This window comes from Microtetraspora glauca, assembly GCF_040656155.1.
In the GTDB taxonomy this organism is placed as follows: Bacteria; Actinomycetota; Actinomycetes; order Streptosporangiales; family Streptosporangiaceae; genus Microtetraspora; species Microtetraspora glauca.
This window is the reverse complement of the sequence record NZ_JBFALK010000003.1, coordinates 156,873-179,218: the sequence shown is the minus strand read 5'-3', so window position 1 is coordinate 179,218 and position 22,346 is coordinate 156,873. Positions and strand designations below refer to the sequence as shown.

Sequence of the window (22,346 nt, the reverse complement as noted above, 5' to 3'; positions counted from 1 at the left end):
TAGTGGATCACAAGCGCGAACGGTCAGCCTCGACGGAGACTCATCGACCGGTCCCGCCAGAAGCGGGACCTTCCACTCGGGGAGACTCCGGCCGAGATCGGCCGATGCTTCCCGCACGCGGAGGTATATGTGAAACGCGCTGTCATCATCGCGCTCACCGCTCTGATCGCGACGACGCAGGCCGCTCCCGCGAAGGCCGGGCCGCCGGGCGCGGAACCCGGCCGGGAGACCGAATACGTGGTCCTCTATAAGGAGGGAGTCAACGCCGCCGATGCCAGGGGCGCCATCCATGCCGCGGGAGGAAGGGTTCTCAAGGAGAACGGCGCCGTCGGTCTCGCCACCGTCAGCACGACCGAAACCGGCTTCACGGACGTGTTACGGAGCAGCCCCCTGATCGAGGGCATCGCCCGCAACCGGTCCATCGGCAGCGTGCCCGAATCCGCCCCCATGAGGGACGCGGCGGTGCGCAAAGCCCTTGAGGCCGAGGCGTACGAGAAACCGGAGAGAGGGGAGCGCGACACGCCCTCCGGCGTCAGGCCGGGAAAGCCCGCCCCTGACGCCGAGCCGCTCTCGGAACTGCAGTGGGACATGAAGCAGATCCACGCCACCGTCGAGGGTTCGTACAAGTACGAGCAGGGCGACCCCGACGTGCTGGTCGGCATCCTCGACACCGGCGTGGACGGCTCCCATCCCGACATCGCACCGAACTTCAACCGGGCGCTGAGCCGCAACTTCACGGTGGACATCCCGTACGACGCCGACGGCAACGAGGTGGACGGCCCCTGCGAGGAGGATCCGGACCATTCGTGCGACGACCCGGCGGATGTGGACGAGGACGGTCATGGAACCCACGTCGCGTCCGCGCTGGCCTCGCCGATCAACCAGCTGGGCGTCGCAGGCGTGGCGCCAAAGGTCTCGATCGTGAACCTGAGGGTCGGCTCCGACGTCGGCTACTTCTTCCTCCAGCCGAGCGTCGACGCGCTGACCTACGCCGCCGACATCGGCATCGACGTGGCCAACATGAGCTACTTCATCGACCCGTGGCTGTCCAACTGCGCTGACAACCCGGCCGACTCTCCGGCCGCCCGGCTGGAGCAGGCCACGATCGTCAAGGCCATGCAGCGGGCGCTCGACTACGCCCACTCCAGGGGTGTGACCCTGATCACCGCCATCGGCAACCAGTTCGCCGATCTCAGCAAGGACTATGTCGACACCTTCAGCCCCAACTTCGTCAGGGTGCCCGGCGAGGCGCCCTACTCGCGGACGATCACGCCGGACTGCTCAATCATGCCGGTCGAGGGCAATCACGTGATCAGGGTGTCCGGGACCGGCATCAGCGAGCGCAAGGCCTACGGATCCAACTACGGCAACGGATCCGTCGATCTCGCCGCCCCCGGCGGGGACACCTACGACACGCCGGACAACACCCGCGACACCACCAAAGCGGTGTTGGCGGCCTACCCCAAGGCGCTCGCCGAGAAGAACGGCGAGCTGAACCCCGACGGCACGCCCAACGTCGCTCGCGTCGTCCGCGACTGCAAGGGCACCGTCTGCGCCTATTACCAATACCTCCAGGGCACGTCGATGGCGTCGCCGCACGCCGCCGGAGTGGCCGCGCTGATCGTGAGCAAGTACGGTCACCGGGACCCGAAGCGCGGCGGCAAGACGCTCGACCCCGCCGTGGTGGAGGCGATGCTGAAGGCGACCGCCATCAAGAAGGACTGCCCCACTCCCGCCGCGTACACCTACGTCCGGCACCTGCCGAGCGGCGAAACGGTCACCGACACGCACGTCTGTGAGGGGAACAGGCTTCGCAACGGCTTCTACGGCTACGGCATCGTGGACGCCTTCCGGGCCGTCCGCTGAACCGACCGGGCGCCTGAACCTGTCGACGGTTCAGGCGCCCGGTACGCAGGCGCGGATTCTCTCTGCGGCTGCAGACGAGGACGGCGCCGAACGGGATGCCGAGTCGGCGTGGTAGCCGGCGTCCCGAGTCGGCGTTCACAGCGGCGACGGTGGGCGCGGGCGCCGATCGGCCTTCTGGCCTTCCCCCGGAGCGTCGTCAGATGCCTGGACGCGATATTCGGGCCGTCGGCCGATCCGCTTCCTGACCTCGTCCGATCCGAAGCGGTAATCGATGAGCCGGGTCGCCTCCGCCCAGTCGGCCCAGGTGCGTACGGATCGGAGTGCGTCGACGACGAAAGGGTCGCTCCATCGCGCGACCGCCCGTGCCCACAACGCCTGCGGATCCTCATCCAGCAGGCTGCCGACGGTGCCCTCGTAGACGGGCATGGCGCGCACCTGGCCGTCGGGCTCGATCTCCATGAAAGGAAATCCGAATCGTTCGACGACAGCCGGATTCATCTGCAGGATGAAGTTGTCCGTGGTCGCCACCCGGACTGTGGCGGGTACCAGGTTCTGCAGGCCCTGCCTGTGCTCGGTGCTCGTGAGCGTCTTGAGTTGCTCGTCCGTGAGGAGTTCCCGGTCACTGAACCCGGGCCTGCTGGCGAGACCCGACGGGGCCACGGCGCCGAAGGTGAGGAATCGCATTTCCGAGAAGCGAGACGCGACCACCCTGCACAGCTCGCTCATCTGGTGGAAGTTGCCGCGCATGACCACGCAGTCGAGCCCGAACAGGACGGGGTCGCCGCCGCGCATCGTCCGCTGCAGGGAGACGTCCTCGAGGAGGGCCAACGCTTCCATGGCCCGATCGAAGGAGCCGGACCGCCCCCGGATCCGATCGTGGGTCGCGGCGTCGGCCCCGTCGACGCTCACGGTGATCCTTGAGAACACTCGCGCCGCCTCTTCCGCCACGGAGGCCGTCATCGTCCACCCGCTGGTGTAGAGATTCACGGCGATTCCGGCCCGGGAGATACGCTCGGCGACCTCGTAGACACCCTTCACGAGCAGTGGCTCACCCCCCGCCAACTCGACCGCTTGCGGGGCGAGGGAGATGATCGCATCGGCCACCTTGAGCATGTCGTCAAGGCTCAGTTGCCGGCCCGGTCGTCTTCCGGACTCGGAGTAGCAATGTACGCATCGCAGCGGGCACGCATAAGTGATGTCCCAGATGACGTCGCTGGGTCCTGGACGATCCATGTTCCGTCCTCTCGTCGGTATCCGGCGGCGTCGCCAGTGCCTTATCAGGTGGGCTTAGAAGGGGAGTCCCGCGGTGAGGCGGAGGCCGCCGGGATCCTGGCCTCACCGCGGGGGCCGGGAGTCAGCGAGGGGCCGGTGAAGGGGCCCGGCTCTCACTCAGGCCGGACCGCCGAGCCGGAGTAGCGGTGCGATCAAAGGACGGTGCCGTGGTCGCCGCAGCGCGTGTTCTCCGAGCAGGTTACGGCGCAGGGATACAGGCCGACCTCCTGAGAGGCGGGGAGCATGTCGAGGGCAGTGACGTCGAGTTCCATCGGTTCACCTTTCCTTGGTCTGCGCCTCCACTCGGTTCCGGGGTGGCGCCCGATACCGCCGGCCTGACAGCCGGGCCGACGGGGCATGCGAGACGTCTCATCCGCTCGTGCGTCGCGGCGCGATGCCATGAGAAGGATGCGTCTGCTCTTTCCGGCGTCGCTGGGGAGCGCTGTCTCTCTCGCGGCGCGCCCGGCGATGACGGACGGTGCCAGGCGAGGTCGCCTGACCCTGCCTGACGGGGAGAGCGAGCATGTGTCGCCGGATTCTTTTATGGACTGCCTGCCGAGAATGAGGCTCGCCTGCTTGTCATTCCCGCACTCTCATGCGAGTTCAGCCCGACCAAATAATCCGACACGGTCCTTGCGAATCGATAGTGATTCCTTGTCGGTGCCGCTGGGACCCGGGCGAGCGGCGTTCAGGAGGGCCGGCCGGCCGGGCAGATCTCCCCGGGTGAGCGCACGGGATCAGGCGAGATGGCGCAGCAGGGCGCGAGCGAGGGATTCGACGTCGCTTCCGGGATCCGGGTGCACGTTGCCTTCGAGCAGCAGGTTGGCGAGTCCGTGCGCCAGCGCCCAGGCGGCCAGCGCGACCGTCCGGTCGTCCGGGCGCAGCAGTTGCTCACCGGCTCGCTCGCGGGCGGTGAGAAGTTCGGGATCCCGGGTGATGCACAGCTCGGGTGCCCGCATCACCGCGAAGTGCGCGGGATGGGCGGTGGCGAACCGCAGGTAGGCGACGGCCTGCTCGGTGACGTCATCGCCGCGCACCCGCTCCAGTTCGTCCGCCAGCAGGTGGTAACCCTCCGCCGCGATCGCGGTCAGCAGCCCGGCCCGGCTCCGGAAGTGGTGGGCGGGAGCGGCGTGGGAGACGTTCGCCCGCCGAGCCAGCTCACGGAGGCTGAGCTCGCCCAGCCCGTCCTCGGCGATCGCTTCGAGGGTGACGTCGATCAGAGCGCGCCGCAGATCGCCGTGATGGTAGGGCTGCTTGCCGGCTGGGGCGCTCATCCCCCTCATATTACGGAAGTTGTCACCGGCGCGCGTCACACCCTCTTTGACGTGACCCCACCGCACAGGCGGTGAACCAGGGGCCGTGTCCATCCGATTCGCCTTTTGGCTTCGGTGGCGTCTCCATTCCGTTGTGCGCAAGGGAGGGTCCGGAGCCGGTTCTAACGAAGTGCTAACGCTGTGGCCGGTATTCCAGATGAAGGTTTCTTTTGATCTCAAAAGAGCTCGCTGGTTCTCTTGAGCACGTGCCGTGTGGCGACATGCGAGTGCCCATGCCGGGAGCCGGGCGGAAGGCCGGTGGCGAGGCGCTTCGTCATTTCCGGTAGCAGAGAGCGAATCCGGCATGCAGGCATAAGTAGCTCACAAGGGCCTCGCGTGACGCTGGTTCGGCAACGAGGACGCCCGCGGTCCGCCGCGGTGCCGACGTTGTCCAACCACCCCGGGTGCGGGCCCCCATTCAGCGACGATCAGGCGTTCACCGCGAGGAGGCCGTCCCGCGAACCCGCCGCCGTTGCTCGGGAGACCGTTCCCTCGTACGTGAGGAAGGTTCACGTGAAGAAAGTCGCAACATTCGCCGCACTCGCCCTGGCCGTCACCATCGGCGGCCTCTCCTCCGCACCCGCCGCGACCGCCGCACCGAGCCCGGCCCCGCAGACGTTGAACGCCTCGGCCGCCGACGTCCGGGCTGGCACCATGGACGGCTTCAAGCGCCACCTCGCCGAGGAGGTGGCCCGCCGGCTGGGCGAGCGGCAGTTCCGGGACGCCCTCACCCGCGAGCTGGCCGACGACGGCGAGGCCGACCTGGCCGCGCTGCTCGGCTCGGCGCCGGGCGCCCGGGACCTGGCCGACTATGCCCGCAACGCCAACAGCGAGATCCTCAAGCTGAAGGGCCTTCAGGCCGAGGAGTCGCTGCTGCAGATCCGGATCGACCCGAAGCAGGTCAAGCGCATCTCCGCGGGCGAGACCCTGGTGATGGCCACCCCGTCGGGTGACGAGAAGGCGGTCCGCACCGTCGTCGCCTTCGACTCCAAGGGCCGCAGCCAGCAGCTCGACGCGTTCAAGGCGCCCAACCGCCCGGTGCTGATCGTCGGCCTCGACGAGCACAAGGACGCCGAACTGGCGCAGCGGGCGGTCCGGCAGGGCTTGACCGCGGCCGGTATCGGGGGGACCGACCGGTCGGGACCTGAGCAGCTCCAGCAGAACGAGGGGGACCGTGCGCGCGCTGAGCAGATTCAGCAGAACGCGGGGGTCCAGACGGGCACTGAGGCGCTCCAGCAGGGCGCGGCGGCGGTCCGGCAGACCACCGACATCGTCGCCATCGAGAACCTGAACTCCCATGAGCCCTGGTACAAGGGCGGCCCCGAAATCTACGCCTTCGTCGCCGGCGCCGGCACGGACGGAAAGGCACGGGTCGACCAGATCTGGATGCCCTACATCCAGCAGCAGGGTAAGAACTACTTCCCGAACCAGACACTGATCGAGTGGGGCAGCTTCCTGTGGACCAACGTGGACGTGGTCTGGATGGAGCACGATGACAGCGTCGACCTGGGCCCCCTGGTCAAGGCTGTCGTGGATGGAGCGCTTACCGTCACCGGTTACGGCCAGTACACCCCCGTCGCCGACAAGATCATCGGTGCGCTGCCGTCCGACTGGACGACGGACAACGACGACTATGTCGACTCCTGCTACAACGTCGGAAAGTTCCAGGGAACCCTGAGCTGCGCCGCCAACCCGGCCGGGATGTGGACCTACGTCTACGTCAAGACCTCTTCCTGATGAAGGAGGGTGGCCCCGGCTGATACCGGGGCCACCACCCCCGCGTCGCCTGCCTGCCGTCGTCCCGTCCTCTGTCGCGGATTTAGGTCCGTTAAGCGATGCGGTGAGAGCGACCAAGCGTCTCACTAGGACTCTGAGTGAGCCTGAGCCCGGGGGCCGGCCGGGTTCCGCAGACGCGAGGCACGTGCCGTGCAGCCCCAATCTCGCTCCCACTGGAGACCGGATGGATGCTCGAACGTTCACAGGAGTCTTCACCGAGGAACACGAAACACTCGTCGCCGGGGTCTGCGACGAGTGGACGGAGAGCGGCCTGTCGACGGAGCCGGTCGACCGGCGCGCGGCGGAGCAGGCCGTACGGGAGGCGTATACGGCGTCGCGGCTCGAGCCGCCGGGCAGAATCGTGTGGGCCGGTTCTCCGGCCGGTTGCCTGCGGGCCTGCCTCGACGACGACACCCTCGGCCGACCCCGGCTCGCGGAGACGCCGTCACCCGAGCTCGTGTCCGGACTCCGTCGCGAACTGCGGCGTAGGTACCGGAGCAACCCCTGGAGAGAGCTGGAGGACCAGCTGGCACGCCGGCTCCATGACGAGCTCGGCGCCGAACTGTGGGACGAGCTCAGAACCCAGATCGGCTCCCGGATTCGGGAACCGCTGTGGAACCGGCTCAGAGTGCGCCTGCGCGGTCATGTCCTGAGCCGGCTCAGCGCCCAGCCGTCCGTGCTGTGCGGTCACCTGGGCGGGGTCCAGGACATCTGGCGGGACGCGCACTGGATGGCGCTGTACACCTGCGCCCTCCAGATCGCGAAAATGCGAGACGGGCGGCTTGAGACACTCGTCGACGCCACTCGCCGGCTCGGCTGGTGGATCCCGTCGGGGGACGGCGTCATCCTGTCCGAGCGGCCCACCGTCCTGCGCCGGGACGAGCTGGAGCGCCTTCACTGCGCGACCGGGCCCGCCCTGTCCTGGCGCGACGGATACGCGCTCCACGCGTGGCATGGAACCCCGGTGCCCGAGTGGGTGGTCAAGGGCCCGACACGGGAGGCGATCAGGGATGAGGACGACCCGGAGATCCGCAGGTGCGCGATCGAGTCCTTCGGCTGGGAGCGCTACATCAGGGAATCGGGGTTGCCCCTCGTCGCCGAGATCGAGGACCCGCGCGACCCCGGCTCGCGTCTGGCGCTGTACGACCTTCCCGAGCATGTCCTCGACGAGCGGCTCCGGGTATTGGTGACCCCCGACGTCCAGGCGGGGAACGTGTACCTCGTGCTGTGACACGGCGACCGCCACCGGGTCCAGTCGTAGCAGGTGGCGAAGCAGGGCATCAACTGGGCTTGATCCGTGGGGGTGAGCATGTCGAGAGCTTTGACGTCGACTTCTATGAAGTTTCCTCTTACCGCAGGTGAATTCTTGTGACGGCATTCTGACGCCGCCGTATACGGAGGCTCCGGGATGACCCTTGTGAATCACTAGTGGGCTCTTCCGTGGTGGCGGTTAAGAGAAATTTACGCCGGTGCTGGCCGGCGCCTCATCGGTGACTTCACGAGTGGATGACAGTAAGAGCGAAGGGGACGGTTGGGCACACGGCTCGCGGGGAGCGATCGACGTGGGCCGCAGACGATTCGGAACTCCGCAGTCGCAACACGATCGGAGAGCGCTCGGGGCTTAGTAGATCACAAGTGCTTGCGGTGATTCTCTGTCTGACGGCGAATTCATCGGTTGATGGAACTCGTCAGTCACGATGGCGGTGGGTTCGTCTTCGTGCGGTGGAGTCTTGCTCGTGAGCATCGAGGAGTAGACGAATTGGAGGCCCTGCACCAATACGAGGCGGCGTTGGAGCAGGAACGCCGTCTCATGGCCGAGGAACAGGGGCTGGTGCGATTACTGTCGCCCGACTGCGAAGGCCGCCTGTTCGCTCGGTGGTTCCTGCGCTTCAGCGCCCATGGTCTTTACCTGACCCGTTATGAGGGGCGGTGGCTCCCGAGGCGGCGCTGGGGATACGGCCGTCCGGGGACGGGGCCGTTCGAGAAGACGCCGGACACAGGCGGGCCGGATCGTGATTCCGAGTCGATGCTGCTGGAATCGGTCCGTGCGACGGCGGGCTGGTGGCGTGACCGGCACGGTGAGTCGCTTGACGTGGAAGTCTTATTGGGGATGTCCCCTTTGGCCGGCGCGGAGTTCTACGTTAGGCTCTGCGAGAACGTGATTCACGGTCCATCCCCATTCTGCGGTGCCGCCATTTCCTATGAGGTCGGGCGGTTGCTCGTGACGATCGGTCCTGCTCTTCTGGCGAACTGCCGGCGAGTCTTCGGCAGAGATTCGGACTGCTTCGATTTCCTGGCGGCCCAGATCGCTTGGCATGCTGATCACCTGAAAACCTGGCGGCGCGATCTCGAGTCCAGCTTGAGCGACCCGGCCCTGCTGTGGCGGCAGGTGGACGTGGGCAAGACCGCGCTGGTGTGTTTCGCCGTGTACCTGGGAGAGTGCCGGGACCTCGCGAGAGCCGACCTCGGGCTGGACGGCAAGGAGAGATGAGACGATCCCCTGCCGCAGCCGGAGGGCCGCGGCCGCCGGCTACGGCGAGGTCATCCGGCCTTCGCGACGCTCGCGTCCCACCGCACGGGCGAGATCTTCAGGCCGGCGACCGCCATCACGCGATTCCTCCACATACTCAGCCCGGCCCGGCCCGCCAGCTGTGCGAGAGTCAACAGGTGCCGTACGGCGGCCGCCTCATCGCCCATGGCCGAGGCCAGCAATGCCAGGTACCAGTCCACGGGCCCGAGGAAAGCGATGGCGGCTCCCACCGATATCCGCCCGCTGTAGGGGGCGAGGACGGCATAGGTGGCCTCACATGCCTCGATGTCTCCGACCGCCGCCTGCGCCGCCCCCTGCAGACAGGTGACGGTGAGCCAGGCCCAGTCGAGTGGTGGTGGCAGCCATCCCTTCGCTGCCAGTTTCTGCGCCTCATCCAGCCTGTCCTGCGCGCACAACATGAGCACCTGCAGCAGCTGGTCCGTGCTGGGATGAACGCCCGCGAGCGCGTCGACGAGCGGACCCGCGTCGGCGATCGTCCCGCGCTGGTAGTGGAGAAGGAGACGGCCCAGGGTCACTATCGAGCCGGCGTACCACATGCCGATGTGCTCGGCCTGCCGCTCGGCGTCCGCGTACATGGCCTCGGCGTCGTCGAACCGTCCGGAGATGGCCAGACGTCCCGCGCGCCACACCGTGTGCTGGAAGCGGGGCCACGGCAGGGGCATCTGGTTGAGAATCCGGTCGCATCGGGCGGCCGCCTCGTCGGCTCCCAGCAGGTCGACCAGCTCCATACGGCGGTAGGTGAGCATCATCTCCGAAAGCAGTTCGAACTCGGGAGTCTGCGTACGCCGCGCGAGCTCTCCGATCTCCTCGGCGATCTCCATGGACTGCTCCACGTAGATGCTGCTCGGGAGCGACAGGTAGCGTGCGTTGATTATCCGCATCAGGAGTTGCGGATCGTCGAGCCGCCGTGCCATCCCGACGGCTTCCATGGAGTAGATGTCGCAGCGCGGGTCGTTGGTCCCGTCGTACAGCTCCTGAGCGAGTCCGGCGAGCAGACGTGCCCGCTCGGGGCTGTCGTCGTCGGGCAGCGCCCGCAGCGCGAGCTCGAACCGGTGCAGCAGCTGCAGCTCTACTTCCTGATAGGGGTTGCGCAGGTTCCAGATCGACGGTGCGTCCAGCGCGGTCAGCGCACGAGCGATCAGGCGGGGGCCGCCCTGGTCGCCGGCACGGTCGGCGATTCGGATCGCCTGAGCGCGCACCTTCCTGGCACCGAGTGCGTCCCCCGCCTCGAGCAGCGCCTTCGCCTGCCGGAGCAGCAGCTCCACATGGTCGGCCGGATCGCCGGCGCTCGCGCCGTGGGCCTTGACCGCGTGGGCCCACCACATGGCGGCCTCCTCGTAGGCAAGGCGAAGGGTCGCCTGCTCGGCCATCGCCCGGGCCCAGTGAACCGCCTCGGCGTACGCCGCTGGACCGGCCTCGATCGCGTGGTGGGCGATGACGGCCAGGTCCACCGCGGGACGCGTGGCGAGCGCGTTCATCGCCGCGCGGTGGATCGTCGCCTTCCGCAACGGAGGGATCTCCCGTATGAGAGTCTCCCTCACCAGGTCATGGGCGAAGGCCATGCGGTTGGCCGCCGACAGGATCAGTCCGGCCTTGACCGCCTGATCGAGGAGGTCGTAGGCGTCGGCCTGACAGATCTGGGCGACGACGTCCGGGTCGAAGTCTCTGCCGATCACCGCGGCGACCTTCAGCACGTCCGCCACCTGCGGACCGACCGCGGTCAGCCGCTGGAGGATGAGACTGGCGACCGCGTCGGGCAGGGTGTCCAGCGGGTGGCCGTGGGCGAGCATCCGCAGCGTCTCGCGGACGAAGAACGGGTTGCCGCCGGTGCGCCGGGTCAGCCGGTGCGCGGTCTGCTCGTCGAGGTGGGAGCCCATCGTGGCGGCCAGGGCCTGCACCGTGCCGGCGTCGAGGCCGGCCAGTCGAAGGCGGAGCAGTTCGTATCGGGCGAGCCGGCCGAGGACGCACTCGATGGCGGACGGATCTCCGCTGTCCCGGAACGCCATGACCACCGTGAGCGGGACGCACTCCCGCGAGTCCTTGATGAGGGCCATCACGTCGCCGAGGAGTTCGAGGGTCGCGAGATCGGCCCAATGGAGATCATCGAAGATGATCAACAGGGGCTGGACCCGCGCGGTTGCGACGAGCCAATCGGCGATGGCTCGGTGGCGATGCATCTTCGCCCCCACGGCCGAGCCCGTCGGCGCCTCCTCGTTGAGGAGACCGGTGAGAGCCTGCCTGTCCAAAGGCGGGTGGACCTGCGAGAGCGACCTGAGGACCTGGATCCACGGCCAGAGCGGCAGAGCTCCTTCGATCTCCTGGCAGCCGCCCCAGAGCGCCAGGCGGCCAAGCTCGGAGCACCGCTCGCTGAAAGCCTCCAGGAGCCATGTCTTGCCGATGCCGGGCTCACCGCTCACCGCGATGGTGTTCACGTCACCGCGGTGAAGCAGGATCTCCATTTGTGCGAGCTGCTGGTCGCGGCCGAGCCTCGGGGGCGGCGAGGGCACGCCGACGAGGGCGGCGGCCGGGCCGGCGGGAGCCAACGTGACGCGGCTCGGTGGGGCTGTGATCGCCTGCCGGAGGATGTCGTCTTCCAGCGTCTGCAGCTCGGGGCCGGGATCCAGGCCCAGCTGCTCGACGATGAGGCTCCTGGCCCGGCGCAATGTGGCGAGGGCGTCGGCCTGCCGGCCGGAGCGGTAGAGAGCGAGGGCGAGCAGCCACCACAGGCGCTCGCGCAGCGGATGCCTGCCGGTTTGGGACTCCAGGTCGTTGATCACCGCCTGCGGCCGGCCGAGATCCAGCAGTGCCTCGGCGCGACGCTCCATCGCCACCAGGCGTAACTCGCACATGCGGTTCACTTCGGTGACCGCCCACAGCTCACCCGAGAACTCGCCGTACGGAGTGCCGCGCCAGAGCCCAAGAGCCTCGTCCAACCGGGAGAGCGCCTGCTCCGACGGGCGGTGTTCGGCGTCGGTGACGAGTGCGGCGAACCGCAGCGCGTCGACGTTCGGCGTGTCCAGCAGGTAGCCGGGCCGTCGTGCGATGAGGAGTTGCGGGGGCGTGCGTGGCGCCCGCCCCGGCTCTATGGCCCGGCGCAGGTTCGACACATAGACATGGAGCGAGGCCAAGGCGGTCGCGGGAGGCGTGCCTTGGTAGAGATCGTCGATCAGCGTGTCCGTGGAGACGACCGCCCCCGCGGCGATCACCAGCCGGGCGAGGACGGCTCTTTGCCGTGGACCGCCGAGGCCGACGATCGCCCCGTCGTCGTCACGTACTTCGAAGGGACCCAGGACGCGGAAATCCATGCCCTCACCTTGTCGGCCAGTAGATACGGCGGCTGCTTCGGGATCCTTTTCGTGCATGAAATATCCCTTATCGGGTCTTCTGCAACATTTGTCATGGATCTGTGACAGAGAGGGCATCTCCTATCGACAGACGCGGCAACGGATGTAGTTCGTGCCGTGCTGCTATTCACGACAAATAGGAGCATGTCGGGAGATAGTCCTCTGCCGTATCTCGCCGAGGCTTCGGGCTTCTCGGCCATGACAGGCGGCGCCGGGCGGGACGTCGACCTGGCTATGCCATGTGAGCTCCTCCCCAGGTGAATCAGACAGGGGAGACAGTCTCGTCTGGCCGGCTTGGAGATGGGTTGTGAACGCCTGCCGGTGATGGTGGGGCGGCGAGGGGTCTGCAGGTCCGGTGGGCAGGCACCCGGCGACGGCCCCTCGCCGTTGCCGCGTAGCCGGCTCCACCGGATCCGGTAGGTCGCGTTCGGACGGTCAGGTCAGCAGCAGGACGCGAATGGCTACAGAAGCACCGCAGAGGGCGGCGTACAGGCCGATCTCGACGGTCTCCGTCCACGGCTGGGTACGGCGCACCGCGCCGTCCACGTGGATGAGCGTCTGGAGCCCGCACGCGACCGCGATGAGGTCGAAAACGATCACGTGGTGCTCGGGATCGGACGCAGCGGCGAGCGCGGCCCAGGTGACGGCTACCGCGACGCCGCCAAGGCAGCGCCCGAAGTACACGGTGAGGTCCGTGGGGCTCGAGGCGACCTCCCACCGGAACCAGCGCGCCCACCGCAGCGGCGCTAGCAGGAGCGGAAGAGCGTAGACGATGAGAAAGCCGGCCCCTGAGACGATCAGGAACCAGCTGGCGAGGGGGAAGCGCGGATCAATCATCAACTGCTCCTTGAGAATCAGGGCATCCTCGCAGGCGGGCGAGATGCCGAGTGCGGGTGTATCGAGAAGGTCCCTTCCGGGCAGCGCCGAGGGGAGCCCGCCGGCGCGGCTCTCGGCACTGAGCGCGGCATCGACACCGAGCTGCCGGAGCACGATCGCTGACGGCGACGATGGATCCCGCGGGGGAGAGAAACGGCAGGGGCGTGGCGTTACCGCCCTCGCATCGACTGCCGGCAGTTCTCCAGATTGCGCAGGCAGGCCTGCCGGACCGGCTGTTCCTGCTCGACCTCCCTGCCCAGCAGGGTGATCGCACGCTCGAAGGCGGGCACGGCGGCCTCGGGCCGGCCGCGCTTCCAGAGGGTCATCGCGAGGTTGTTGAGCGCGACGGCGAGTTCCGGATGAGCCGGGCCCAGCAGCCGTTCCTTGATGGACAGGACCTGGCGGTAGCCCTTCTCGGCCGCTTCGAGGTGGTCTTTCGAATAGTGGATCGCGGCGAGGTTGTTCAGGCAGGAGGCGACTTCGTAGTCTTCCGGGCCCAGTCGCGTCTCGAATACGGTGAGCGCCTCCACCAGCAGGCGCTCCGCCTCGTCGAGGTCGCCGAGCGCGTGGACGATCGCGGCGAGGGCGGCCTTGTCGGCGGCCAGCTCCGGATCCGCCGGATCACAAGTCCGCTGCCGGATCTCCACCGAGCGGCGGGCGAAGGGCTCTCCCCGCGCGTGTGTCCCCCGTGCGTGGTTCAGGCCGCCGAGATTGTGGTAGAGGGTGGCCGTGAAAGGGTGGTCGTCGCCGAGCTCGGCTTCGACGATCGCGAGGGCCCGGTGGTAGAAGGACTCGGACTCCTCGAACCGTCCCGTGTACTTGTGGAGCACACCCAGGCTGTTGCAGATGCGTGCGACCGCGAGGGAGGCAGGTCCCGATGCCTGCTCGGCAAGGCGGAGCGCGCCCCGCAGCACCTCGTCCGACCGGCGGTAGCTCCCCCTGACGCGAAGCAGCCCGGCGAGAGCGTCCAGCGCGCGTAGCCGGACATCCTGCGGTGTTCCGGTAGCGCGGGTGAGCTGGACGGCTCGCTCCAGCGCCCGTTCGGCCTCGTCGAAGCGTCCGCGTCGCCGCCACGCCTCCGCCGCCGACAGCAAAGCGGCGGGCGTGTCGCCATGCGGCTCGGTTTCGCGTACGGCGGGATCTGTGTCGCCGGGACGCGGGCCGGCGCTCGGCGCAGTCCTGTCTTCTGGGGTGTCAATGGCCATCGCGTGTGGGTTCCGTATGGATGTCGCGGTCGCCGGCCGGGCCGGCGTCGACGAGGTTCACTGAGGGGGCGAGGAGGCGGTCGAGCCTGGCCGCCTGCAGGGCCACGAGGCCGAGTGCCAGGGCCAGGCCCAGGAAGAGTACGGATCCGTGCCCGGAGCCGAGCGCCGCGCCGGCCATCGCCGGCCCGATGATGTAGCCCAGATTCTGCGCGAAGGTGTAGGCCCCGTTGTATCTGCCACGGCTGGCATCGGACGCCAGATCGTTCACGATGGCGGGAACGCTTGGGGCCATGAGCGTCTCACCGATGGCGAACAGGACCATCGCGACCATGAACGCCGCGACGGCGGCCGGGCCGCCTCCGAGCTGCGCGGCGCCCGCCACGACGAGCCAGGCGCCGGCCATGAGCGCGGCCGACGAAGCGAACGCGAGGCCACGGCGACGCCTGGTCGCCAGGCGCAGGACGAAGAGTTGAGCGGCAACGACCGTGCAGGTGTTGGCGAGGAAGGTCAGCTGCAACGCGGCGGCGCCGAGACCGCCCGTCTGCACGGAGAAGATCGGGTAGGCGCTGTAGTACTGCCCGTACCCGCAGGTGAAGACCACGGCGACGGACACGCAGATCCGCAGCAACAGCCGGTCGGCGAGTATCTCGCGGTATCCGCCGCGAACACGAGGGCCGCGGACGCGGGGTCCGGGGACGCGGGGTCCGGGGACGGCGTGACCGCGACGTGGTGCTCGGGCGACCAGCACGGCGAACGTGAGGAAGCTGGCCGCGTCGATCACGTAGATCGTGACGAAGGTCCGCGGTGACGAGAAGTCCACCAAGAACGCGGCGAGCAGGCTGCCTGTGCTGAGCCCGACGTTGAGCAGGGCGTGCCGTACCGCGAACACCTGTGGGCGCTGGGCCGGACGGACCAAGGTGCTCAACAGCGCCTGGAACGCCGGCTCGGTGACCGCGGTCCCGAATCCGTAGACCGCGGCCCAGAGCGCGGCCTGCCACGCGCTCCGTATGCCGATCAATCCGGCGGTACCGGCCGCGGCGAGGACAAGGCCCGCCGCGGCCGGCCGTCGTGGACCGAGACGATCGGCGAGCAGCCCGCCGAGGGGGGTTCCGACGAGTCCGGCGATCGCGATCGCCGAGAGGACGAGCCCGGCCGGCCCGAGTTCGATTCCCCGCACGTCGTGCAAGTAGACGAGGAGGAAGGGGAGAGTGAGACCGGCTCCGGCCGCGGACACGGCGTCGCCGCAGAGGGCGAGCCACGCGCGCCCGGGAAGGCGTGGAACCAACTCCTGAGACGGCATCCGCTCCGCCCGTCCTTCCGTCCGTCAACAGGAGCGTTGCGGAACTCCCGATGGGTCAGGCTGCTTCCGGTCCGGTTACTCGCCGGAACTCGTCGGATCGGTTCAGGCCAGAACGGTCTCGTTGTGGTTGGTGGACAGGCCGGGCTCGAGGACGGTCTCGTTGTGGTTGGTGGACAGGCCGGGCTCGAGGACGGTCTCGTCGTGGAGAGACATCGGGACTCCTTTGGAATCGAAGGACTCGGCCCGACGGCTGATCGGACCGTTATCTTGATGGTGACAAGATTGACTTGCGACTTACTAGTGGATGCTTAAGGAGGAGACGGGGTCCGTCTGCCGTCGGCCGGTCTATCCGCCCTGTATGGCGGAGGGCGACGTGGCGCGGAGGAAGGCGATGAGACGTTCGAGGACGAGGTGACCCTCCTGCCCGGTCAGCGGGTCGTGCCCCGCGCCCGGGACCTCCACGTACGTGAGATCGATACGGGGATGACCGGCCGCCGTCAGCCGGTCGCACAGCCGTCGCGAGTGATCGACAGGGATGATCGAGTCCTGGTCGCCGTGGATGAGGAGGAGCGGCATTCGGATGCGGCCGGCCAGCCGGAGCAGGTCCCGGGGACCGAGGTCGTCGCCGGTGATCTCCTCGCGGCCCTGCAGACGGTCGAGCATGGCCCGCACGGGAGCCGGCCCGTCCTCGTACAACTCGCGCCCGGACAGGAACGGCGCGACGGCGGCGGCGCGGTCCCACAGGTTCGGCTCGGCGGCGGCCGCCAGGAGGGACAGGTAGGCGCCGTAGCTCGCGCCATACAGCATGGGCCGGGAGTGGCCGGGCCCTCGCAGCGCGGTCAGGATCCGCCCCAGGCGGAGGATGTCGGCGAGATCGGGCCCGCCCCAGGCGCCGATGATCGCGTCGCGGTGAGCGGCACCGTATCCGGTGCTGCCGCGCTGGTTGGGGGCGACCACGGCGACATCCTCGGCGGCCAGACGCTGGAACAGCGGCTCGTAGGTGAGCTGCCAGGCGGCCTGGGGCCCTCCGTGCAGGGCGAGGACCACGCGCGCCGCGTGGGCGGGCTCGCCGTAGACGACCGCCTCGATGGGGCCGTCCGGACCGTCGAAGAGGCGTGCTCCGGCAGGCGTCCACGGAGAGGGGGCGTCGTCCGCCACGAAATGTCCTCTGAGGGGAGCGGGCACCGTCACCACCCGGGGCGGACGGTCGGGAGCCGAGTGGACCAGCCGCAGCCCGTCCTCGCTCCAGCGGGCCGCGGGCACCACGATCCCGGCCGCCGGCCCGATTTCCTGGACGCCGTCCTCCGCCAGGTCGTACAGCAAAACGACGGAGCGGACACCTCGGGTGACCGACAGCGCGAGATGTCTTCCCGCCGGGTCGAGGGCGAGCGGAGTGACCGCTTCCTCAATCATGTTGAGGCCCTCGGGAAAGGCGGTCGGCCCGTCGTCGTCCCGCCGGCGGATTCCCAGCTGGCAGACGCCTCCGCTCTCGCGGGCCGTCAGCAGTATCCCGCCGCGCGGAGCGGCGAGCAGGAGATGCTCCTCCTCCGGCAGGCCGGACAGTGGGGAGACGGTGCCACGGGACAGGTCCAGCACCACAGTGCGGGTCCCCTGCCCGTACGGCGCGGCCAGAGCGAGCAGGTGCCCCCTCTCGTCGATCCGCACGCCTCCCGCCAGAGGGAACGGCACGTCGGCGACCCGTTCGGGGGGCTCGGCCACGCCGGACAGCCGCCAGACGGCCGTGCCGCCCGCCGGGGTCGTGTGGAAGGCCAGAGCGGCGGTTCCCGAGGTCTCACCGGCCACCAGCCTGAGGCCGCCACCCCGAAGGGCGGCCAGCTCGTGGACCTGCGCGGCGGAGCCCACCGCGCCGGGGACGACGAGGAGGAGCCGGTGGATCCCTCCGCTCTCGGCCCGGCTGAGCAGGATGTTCCCGTCGTCGGATGGCACCGCGGTGCTCCAGGGGCCGTCTCCGTCCCACGGGCACAGCACGTGGGACACAGGGCGCGCTCCGGTGAGATCCCACAGCTCCGGCGCGAGGGGACGGCGGTCGCCGGCCGTGAGGCACGCGGCGTAACGCCCTTTGCCGGAGAACCGGAAGTTGATCCGCCGGAGCTCCGGAGGGTGCGTGGCCCTCCTGCCGGCGACCGGGCCCGTCTCCGTGCTCGTCGTCTCCGTGCTCGTCGTCTCGGTGCTCATGGCGTCTCGGTGCTCATGGCGTCTCGCCGTCCGTCGCCGTCGCCGTCGGCGCGGTGACGCGAGCGGGGACGTCGGCCGTCCAGGAACGGGCGCCGCCGCGGCGCAGCCGGTGCAGGAAGTCGAGGACTCCCGCCAGGCCGGTGTTCCAGCCGAAGCTCACCTTGTCGCCGTTCTCGTCCGGCACCACGAGCAGCCCGTCTCGGAGCACCGCACGCGCTGACAGGCATGCGGCCAGTTCTTCGGCCTGGTCGTGGTAGGCGGGTTCGCCGAGCAGGCCGGCCATGTCGAGCAGGAACTGTCCGTCGCCCGCGAGTCCGTGGCAGGCGGCGCTTCCCGAGGACAGACGGGAACGGCGGACGGCCGCCGCGGCACCTCTCGCGGCCTCCAGGAGACGTTCCCCACCCGTCGCGCGGTGGAGGCGGATCAGGAAGGTGCCGATCCCCGAGGACCCGCTGCACCAGTGCGGCAACTTGACGGTGCCGCCGGGGGATTCCCCCCACCAGGTGGCCTCGCCGATGGGATGGGCCGCGGCCAGCAGCGTCCGTCCGGCGAGCAGGGCCGTGTCCAGGCAGTCGTCGCGTTCGAGGCCGGTGGCGGCGGCGAGCAGGAAGGTCCCGATCCCGGCCACGCCGTGGGCGAAGCCGTAGTGGACCAGGCCGGCGAGTGCGGAGGGGAAGGTTTCGGGGATCGTCCACAGCACTCCGCCGGGCGTGCGCTCGGCGCTCGCGAGCAGGGCGTCGGCGCAGCGGCCGGCCATGTCACCGAACCGCTCGTCGCCGGTGGCATGCCACAGGTGCAGCAGGGCCAGCCCGGTGCCGGCCAGGCCGTGGCAGACGTCCGGGTTCGGCCAGGCGACCGGCAGACCCAGCCCCAGGTCGACGGCCGCCGTGCACAGGCCGTCGTCGGCGAGCACCCGGCCGGCTTCGTACAGGCCCCAGGCGATACCGGCCCGGCCGAAGTACAGCCCCGGCGACGGCCTGGCCTCAGCGGCCACACGCCGGGCCGTCCAGCCGGCCGCGCTCTCCAGCGTGGCGGTGACATCGGAGCGCCACGACTCCGGGATGCCGCCCTCCGCGCCGGCGGGAGTGTCCAGAAGCGAGGCCAGGAGTTTGAGAACTCCGGCTGTGCCGTACTGGACCGCGCAGGGGTCGGAGGCGGCGCCGAAACCCGAGGCGGGCCAGAGGCGGCCGCGCCCTTCCGGATCGCCGGCCGCGTCGCGGTCCATCCGCCGGAGCGTGTGCGCGACCCCGTCGCGGAGCAGGCGGTCCTGATCCACCCTGTCGAGGCGATGGGCGGGGGTCGCGAAGGGCCCGGGTTCGGTGTCCGGCCTGTCGAGGAACTCGTCGACCCGGCGCAGATCCCAGCGCCGGGCCGGGTCCTCCCGCATCAGGCCAAGGATCATCGGCGCCATCGCCTGGGCCAGGGCGTTGCCCCCCGACGCCACCTCGACCAGCGACCGTACGCGGGAATCCCACGCGCGGTCCCCCGGTGTGTCGTCGGCGGCGAGCATCGGCCGGCAGGCCGTGGCGAGGAAGAACACTGTCGCTCCCAGGGCGTACAGGTCCACTTCGGCCGTCGGCGCCGGGCCGTGCCTGGGCCCGCGCACCTGCTCGGGCGGCGCGTAGCCCGGCGTGAACGCCCTCGCCACCGGGGCGCCGGGGACGGCCGCCATCTCCAGGTCGATCAGCCGGCAGTCGCCGTCCGAGCCGACGATGACGTTGTCCGGAGTCAGGTCCCGCAGCACGTAGCCCTGCTGGTGCACGACACGGACCAAGCGGGCGAGCCTGCGCACCACGCTCATCGCCGCGGCCTGCCATCCGCCGGGGTTCGCGAGCTGCTCCTCACCGGCCCAGGCGCTGAGCATCGTGCCTTCGAGGTGCTCCTGGGCCAGGAACAGGTTGCCGTCCTGCTCGAACAGGTCCATCTTGCGACTGGTGACGCCCAGCGGCGCGAGGAGGTCGAGCATGCGCGCCTCGTGACGGAGATGGTCGCGTTCGTCCTGTCCTCCCAGCGTGGAGCTGAGGTGCGGGCGCGCCTGCTTGATCACCACCCGCCGGCCGGAGATCCGGTCCTCCGCCAGAAACACCCCGCCCTTCGCGCCATGGCGGATCGCCTGGCGGACCACGAACCGGTCGGCCAGCAATATGGCCTCCGGAGCGGCGGTGCGCACCGGAGCCTGGCCCGACTCGAACGGGCAGGTGGCCCATTCCGGGGGCGAGTACCAGGCGTTGCGCCGGTCGATCACGCTGGCGCCGTCGGGGGCGGTCAGACTCGAACTGTAGGCGCCGTCGTTGTCGAGCGCGCTCCGCGCCGAGAACACCCCGAAGCGATAGTGGACCAGGCTGCCCGGCCGGTAGGCCCGGTCGGAGAGAATGGGCGGACCGGGCAGGCCGTAGGTGGCTGCGTGCAGCTCCCCGGCGATCGCCCTCGCCGCCTCGTCGTCCGGGGGATAGACGGTGACGAACTTGCCGACCGATCCGCGGTCGGCGCCCCTGTCGAGGAGAGCGGCCAGATCCTCGAGAGCGGCGGCGAATTTGAACGGGCAGCGGTGGCGGGCGAGCACCTCGGCCGCTCGCGCCAGCACGATCGGAGCCGACAGCGGCGTCGCCGACAGGTGCAGCTTCCAGCCCTGCGCCCGGGCGGGGAGCGGGGCCGGGGTGACGTATGTCCACGGTCTGCCGCACCGGATCTCCCACCCGTCGCCGGCCGCCGCCGGATATCCCGTCTCGCCGGTCCCGCTGTTCGCGTGCCGACGCACGGCGGCCCTGGCGATGTCCTCCAGCAGGTGGGCGTCCGTGCCCTCACGCTCCTGCGCACCTGTACCGCTCATGCTCACGCCGCAACCCCCGTCGTCTTATCTGACGGCTGAATCCGCCCGGATCCCGCCTGGTCCCCGTCTGCGACGGCGGGAAGACCGGCAGGCAGGGGGAGGCCTCCCCGGCCGCGGCCGGGGAGGCGTGCTCAGAATCCGGGGGAGTCCTTATGGGCGCCTAGCGGGCGCTTAAACCGCCGCGTACGAGGTGAGAGGTCGTACGGTATACGGCTCAAGGGCTTTCAGGGGAAGCGACATTGGCGGTTGTCCCTGAGTCATTCGTGTAATGGGATACGCATACTCAAAGTATTGCTCTGTGAATGGGGCGCAGACTGGTTATTTGGGCATGGCCGTCCTTCTTGTCGGCGGAGAAGAGAAGCCGCATCGGCGGTGACAAGGAGGCCGGTTGGCAAATAATGGCGACCTGGGCGGCGAGCGGGAAAGTCTGCCTGTTCGCGGGGGTTGAACCGACGGGCACAGGACCGGCCCTCAGGTTTCCCTTGTCAAGGGTGAGATTGCCCGCAATGCTGCAGAGGCTGCGGGAAGGATGATTTCCTTTCGTTTCTGCGGGGCCCGGCGGCGGGTCTGACGGAATCGTTGTTCCGAATCACCAGTGGAACCTTGATCCGCGTGGATTAAGGCGACTTGTGGCGGCTGTCGCGTGCGGTCACGAGCGCCACCAGGGGGGCGGGGGGATGATCAGCCCGTCCCCGTCATCGTCCCCCTGCTCTCCGGGTTCGAGCGGCAGCGGGTTCTCGAGTGCTCTTCGACCCCTGGCGAGGTGGTGTACCCGCCGCATGCGGGCGGAGACCAGCGGGGAGTGCCGGCGGTCGATGATCCGGCCGTGGGCGTATGACCCGAACAAGCGGATCAACGAGACCATGACGCGCCTACTTCGGCGAGGGTCATCCTCGCACCCAGTCCCTGGCGTCCAGGCCCTTTGTGAAGCCTCTCAGAGTTCGAGGTTCCGCATCGCTGTCATGCAGGTCTGGGGCATACGCGTACGGATCGCGGTCGGCAGGCGTGTCCGGATAGCCCTGACGCCCCGGGGGGAGTAGCGGGTGGAAGGTAGGGCGCGGCACCTGCCTGGCTTCGATGTCACGCATCGCCTGCTCCAGCTCGGCGATTCGAAGGTCGGCCTTCGCTTTGACCTGGCGGATCTCCTCGTCGATCAGCATCCGCATCCGATGCACCATCTCCACGCTGTAGGCGAGCCGGGACGTAGGGGCCACGTCGGGCAGGGCCTGTGCTTCCGTCATGTGTGTCTCCGTTCAGAGGGTGGTCCGGGGTCCGGCGCTCCCACGTCACCCGACCCAACTTGTAATTGACAAGATGTGTGCCCGGGCCCGGTCCGTCTACGACAAGATTTGCCATGAATAAGGTGCGACGGCATGGGTGTTTTCGGACACTTACGCCCTTACGTGGGTAAGCGCCGGGGCGATGAGGTGAACGGTGAACTCATCTCGCCGAGCGGCGTACGACGAAAAGCCGGCGGGCCACCAGCGTGCGGCGGGTTCCCTTAAGTCTCCTAAAGGGGTCGGTGGATGAGTTTTAGTCCCTATTGGAAGCTCCGCGGCAAGCGCCAGGTATTTCACAAGGGAACCGGCCTCGGTTCGCTCACGGTTTAAGGGGTCCGGGAGAGCGACGAGCAACCTGCCTGTCGTGGAGGTCGCCGTGCCGCCGGTCGGGTCCTCTGCCGAGCTGATCCTCGCGGCGCGCGGCGCAGAACCCGGAGGCGGCTCAGGGTGATTTTGACATTGACAAGATAATCAGAATGCGTCATCTTACCAACGACAAGGAGCAGCCGGAGAAGACGGAACGACCATGAGTCGCGC

15 protein-coding genes are annotated in these 22,346 nt (G+C 69.0%); 4 read left to right on the top strand and 11 right to left on the bottom strand.

Annotated features, from left to right (window positions below):
• Nucleotides 1–129: 129 nt before the first annotated feature.
• Entirely contained in the window at nt 130–1,866 is a 1,737-nt protein-coding gene (locus tag AB0I59_RS07025; RefSeq protein ID WP_358130969.1) for a S8 family serine peptidase, read from the top strand.
• Nucleotides 1,867–2,001: 135 nt separating this feature from the next.
• Here the strand turns inward: AB0I59_RS07025 and AB0I59_RS07020 are convergent, their stop codons facing one another.
• The 3 genes from AB0I59_RS07020 to AB0I59_RS07010 all read right to left on the bottom strand — a co-directional run bounded on the left by AB0I59_RS07020 (nt 2,002) and on the right by AB0I59_RS07010 (nt 4,412).
• Nucleotides 2,002–3,099, bottom strand: a complete 1,098-nt coding sequence (locus AB0I59_RS07020; protein WP_358130966.1) for a radical SAM protein — start codon at nt 3,097–3,099, stop codon at nt 2,002–2,004.
• A gap of 191 nt (nt 3,100–3,290) precedes the next feature.
• Nucleotides 3,291–3,410, bottom strand: a complete 120-nt coding sequence (locus AB0I59_RS07015; RefSeq protein WP_358130963.1) for an ALQxL family class IV lanthipeptide — start codon at nt 3,408–3,410, stop codon at nt 3,291–3,293.
• Between the two features lie 465 nt (nt 3,411–3,875).
• Nucleotides 3,876–4,412, bottom strand: coding sequence for a TetR/AcrR family transcriptional regulator (locus tag AB0I59_RS07010; protein ID WP_061252503.1), 537 nt, complete (start codon nt 4,410–4,412; stop codon nt 3,876–3,878).
• A gap of 552 nt (nt 4,413–4,964) precedes the next feature.
• On the opposite strand from AB0I59_RS07010, the gene AB0I59_RS07005 reads away from it, so the two are divergent.
• The 3 genes from AB0I59_RS07005 (at nt 4,965) to AB0I59_RS06995 (ending at nt 8,718) form a co-directional block, all read left to right on the top strand.
• Entirely contained in the window at nt 4,965–6,188 is a 1,224-nt protein-coding gene (locus AB0I59_RS07005) for a DUF3103 family protein (protein WP_358130960.1), read from the top strand.
• 223 nt (nt 6,189–6,411) lie between these two features.
• Nucleotides 6,412–7,458 carry a DUF6745 domain-containing protein gene (locus tag AB0I59_RS07000; protein WP_358130957.1) on the top strand — a complete coding sequence of 349 codons (1,047 nt, stop codon included), beginning with the start codon at nt 6,412–6,414 and terminating at the stop codon, nt 7,456–7,458.
• 447 nt (nt 7,459–7,905) lie between these two features.
• Nucleotides 7,906–8,718: a hypothetical protein gene (locus tag AB0I59_RS06995; RefSeq protein WP_358130954.1), complete on the top strand. Its 813-nt coding sequence runs from the start codon at nt 7,906–7,908 to the stop codon at nt 8,716–8,718.
• Between the two features lie 50 nt (nt 8,719–8,768).
• Here AB0I59_RS06995 and AB0I59_RS06990 read toward each other — a convergent pair whose 3' ends face one another.
• The 8 genes from AB0I59_RS06990 to AB0I59_RS06955 all read right to left on the bottom strand — a co-directional run bounded on the left by AB0I59_RS06990 (nt 8,769) and on the right by AB0I59_RS06955 (nt 21,770).
• Nucleotides 8,769–12,083 carry an ATP-binding protein gene (locus AB0I59_RS06990; RefSeq protein ID WP_358130951.1) on the bottom strand — a complete coding sequence of 1,105 codons (3,315 nt, stop codon included), beginning with the start codon at nt 12,081–12,083 and terminating at the stop codon, nt 8,769–8,771.
• Nucleotides 12,084–12,557: 474 nt separating this feature from the next.
• Nucleotides 12,558–13,112 carry a hypothetical protein gene (locus AB0I59_RS06985; protein ID WP_358130948.1) on the bottom strand — a complete coding sequence of 185 codons (555 nt, stop codon included), beginning with the start codon at nt 13,110–13,112 and terminating at the stop codon, nt 12,558–12,560.
• Between the two features lie 56 nt (nt 13,113–13,168).
• The gene (locus AB0I59_RS06980; protein ID WP_082776428.1) at nt 13,169–14,203 is read right to left on the bottom strand and encodes a tetratricopeptide repeat protein; all 1,035 of its coding nucleotides are present in this window, start codon (nt 14,201–14,203) and stop codon (nt 13,169–13,171) included.
• Complete coding sequence (locus AB0I59_RS06975; RefSeq protein ID WP_358130945.1) at nt 14,193–15,503, bottom strand: MFS transporter; 1,311 nt, start codon at nt 15,501–15,503, stop codon at nt 14,193–14,195. Before AB0I59_RS06975 ends, AB0I59_RS06980 begins: the two co-directional genes overlap by 11 nt.
• Nucleotides 15,504–15,848: 345 nt before the next feature.
• Entirely contained in the window at nt 15,849–17,699 is a 1,851-nt protein-coding gene (locus AB0I59_RS06970; protein WP_358130942.1) for an alpha/beta hydrolase family protein, read from the bottom strand.
• Between the two features lie 13 nt (nt 17,700–17,712).
• A complete protein-coding gene (lanL, locus tag AB0I59_RS06965; protein WP_358130940.1) occupies nt 17,713–20,529 on the bottom strand; it encodes a class IV lanthionine synthetase LanL in 2,817 nt (938 codons plus the stop codon).
• Nucleotides 20,530–21,178: 649 nt separating this feature from the next.
• The gene (locus tag AB0I59_RS06960) at nt 21,179–21,394 is read right to left on the bottom strand and encodes a hypothetical protein (RefSeq protein ID WP_358130937.1); all 216 of its coding nucleotides are present in this window, start codon (nt 21,392–21,394) and stop codon (nt 21,179–21,181) included.
• Between the two features lie 22 nt (nt 21,395–21,416).
• Nucleotides 21,417–21,770, bottom strand: coding sequence for a hypothetical protein (locus AB0I59_RS06955; protein ID WP_358130934.1), 354 nt, complete (start codon nt 21,768–21,770; stop codon nt 21,417–21,419).
• Nucleotides 21,771–22,346 lie beyond the last annotated feature (576 nt).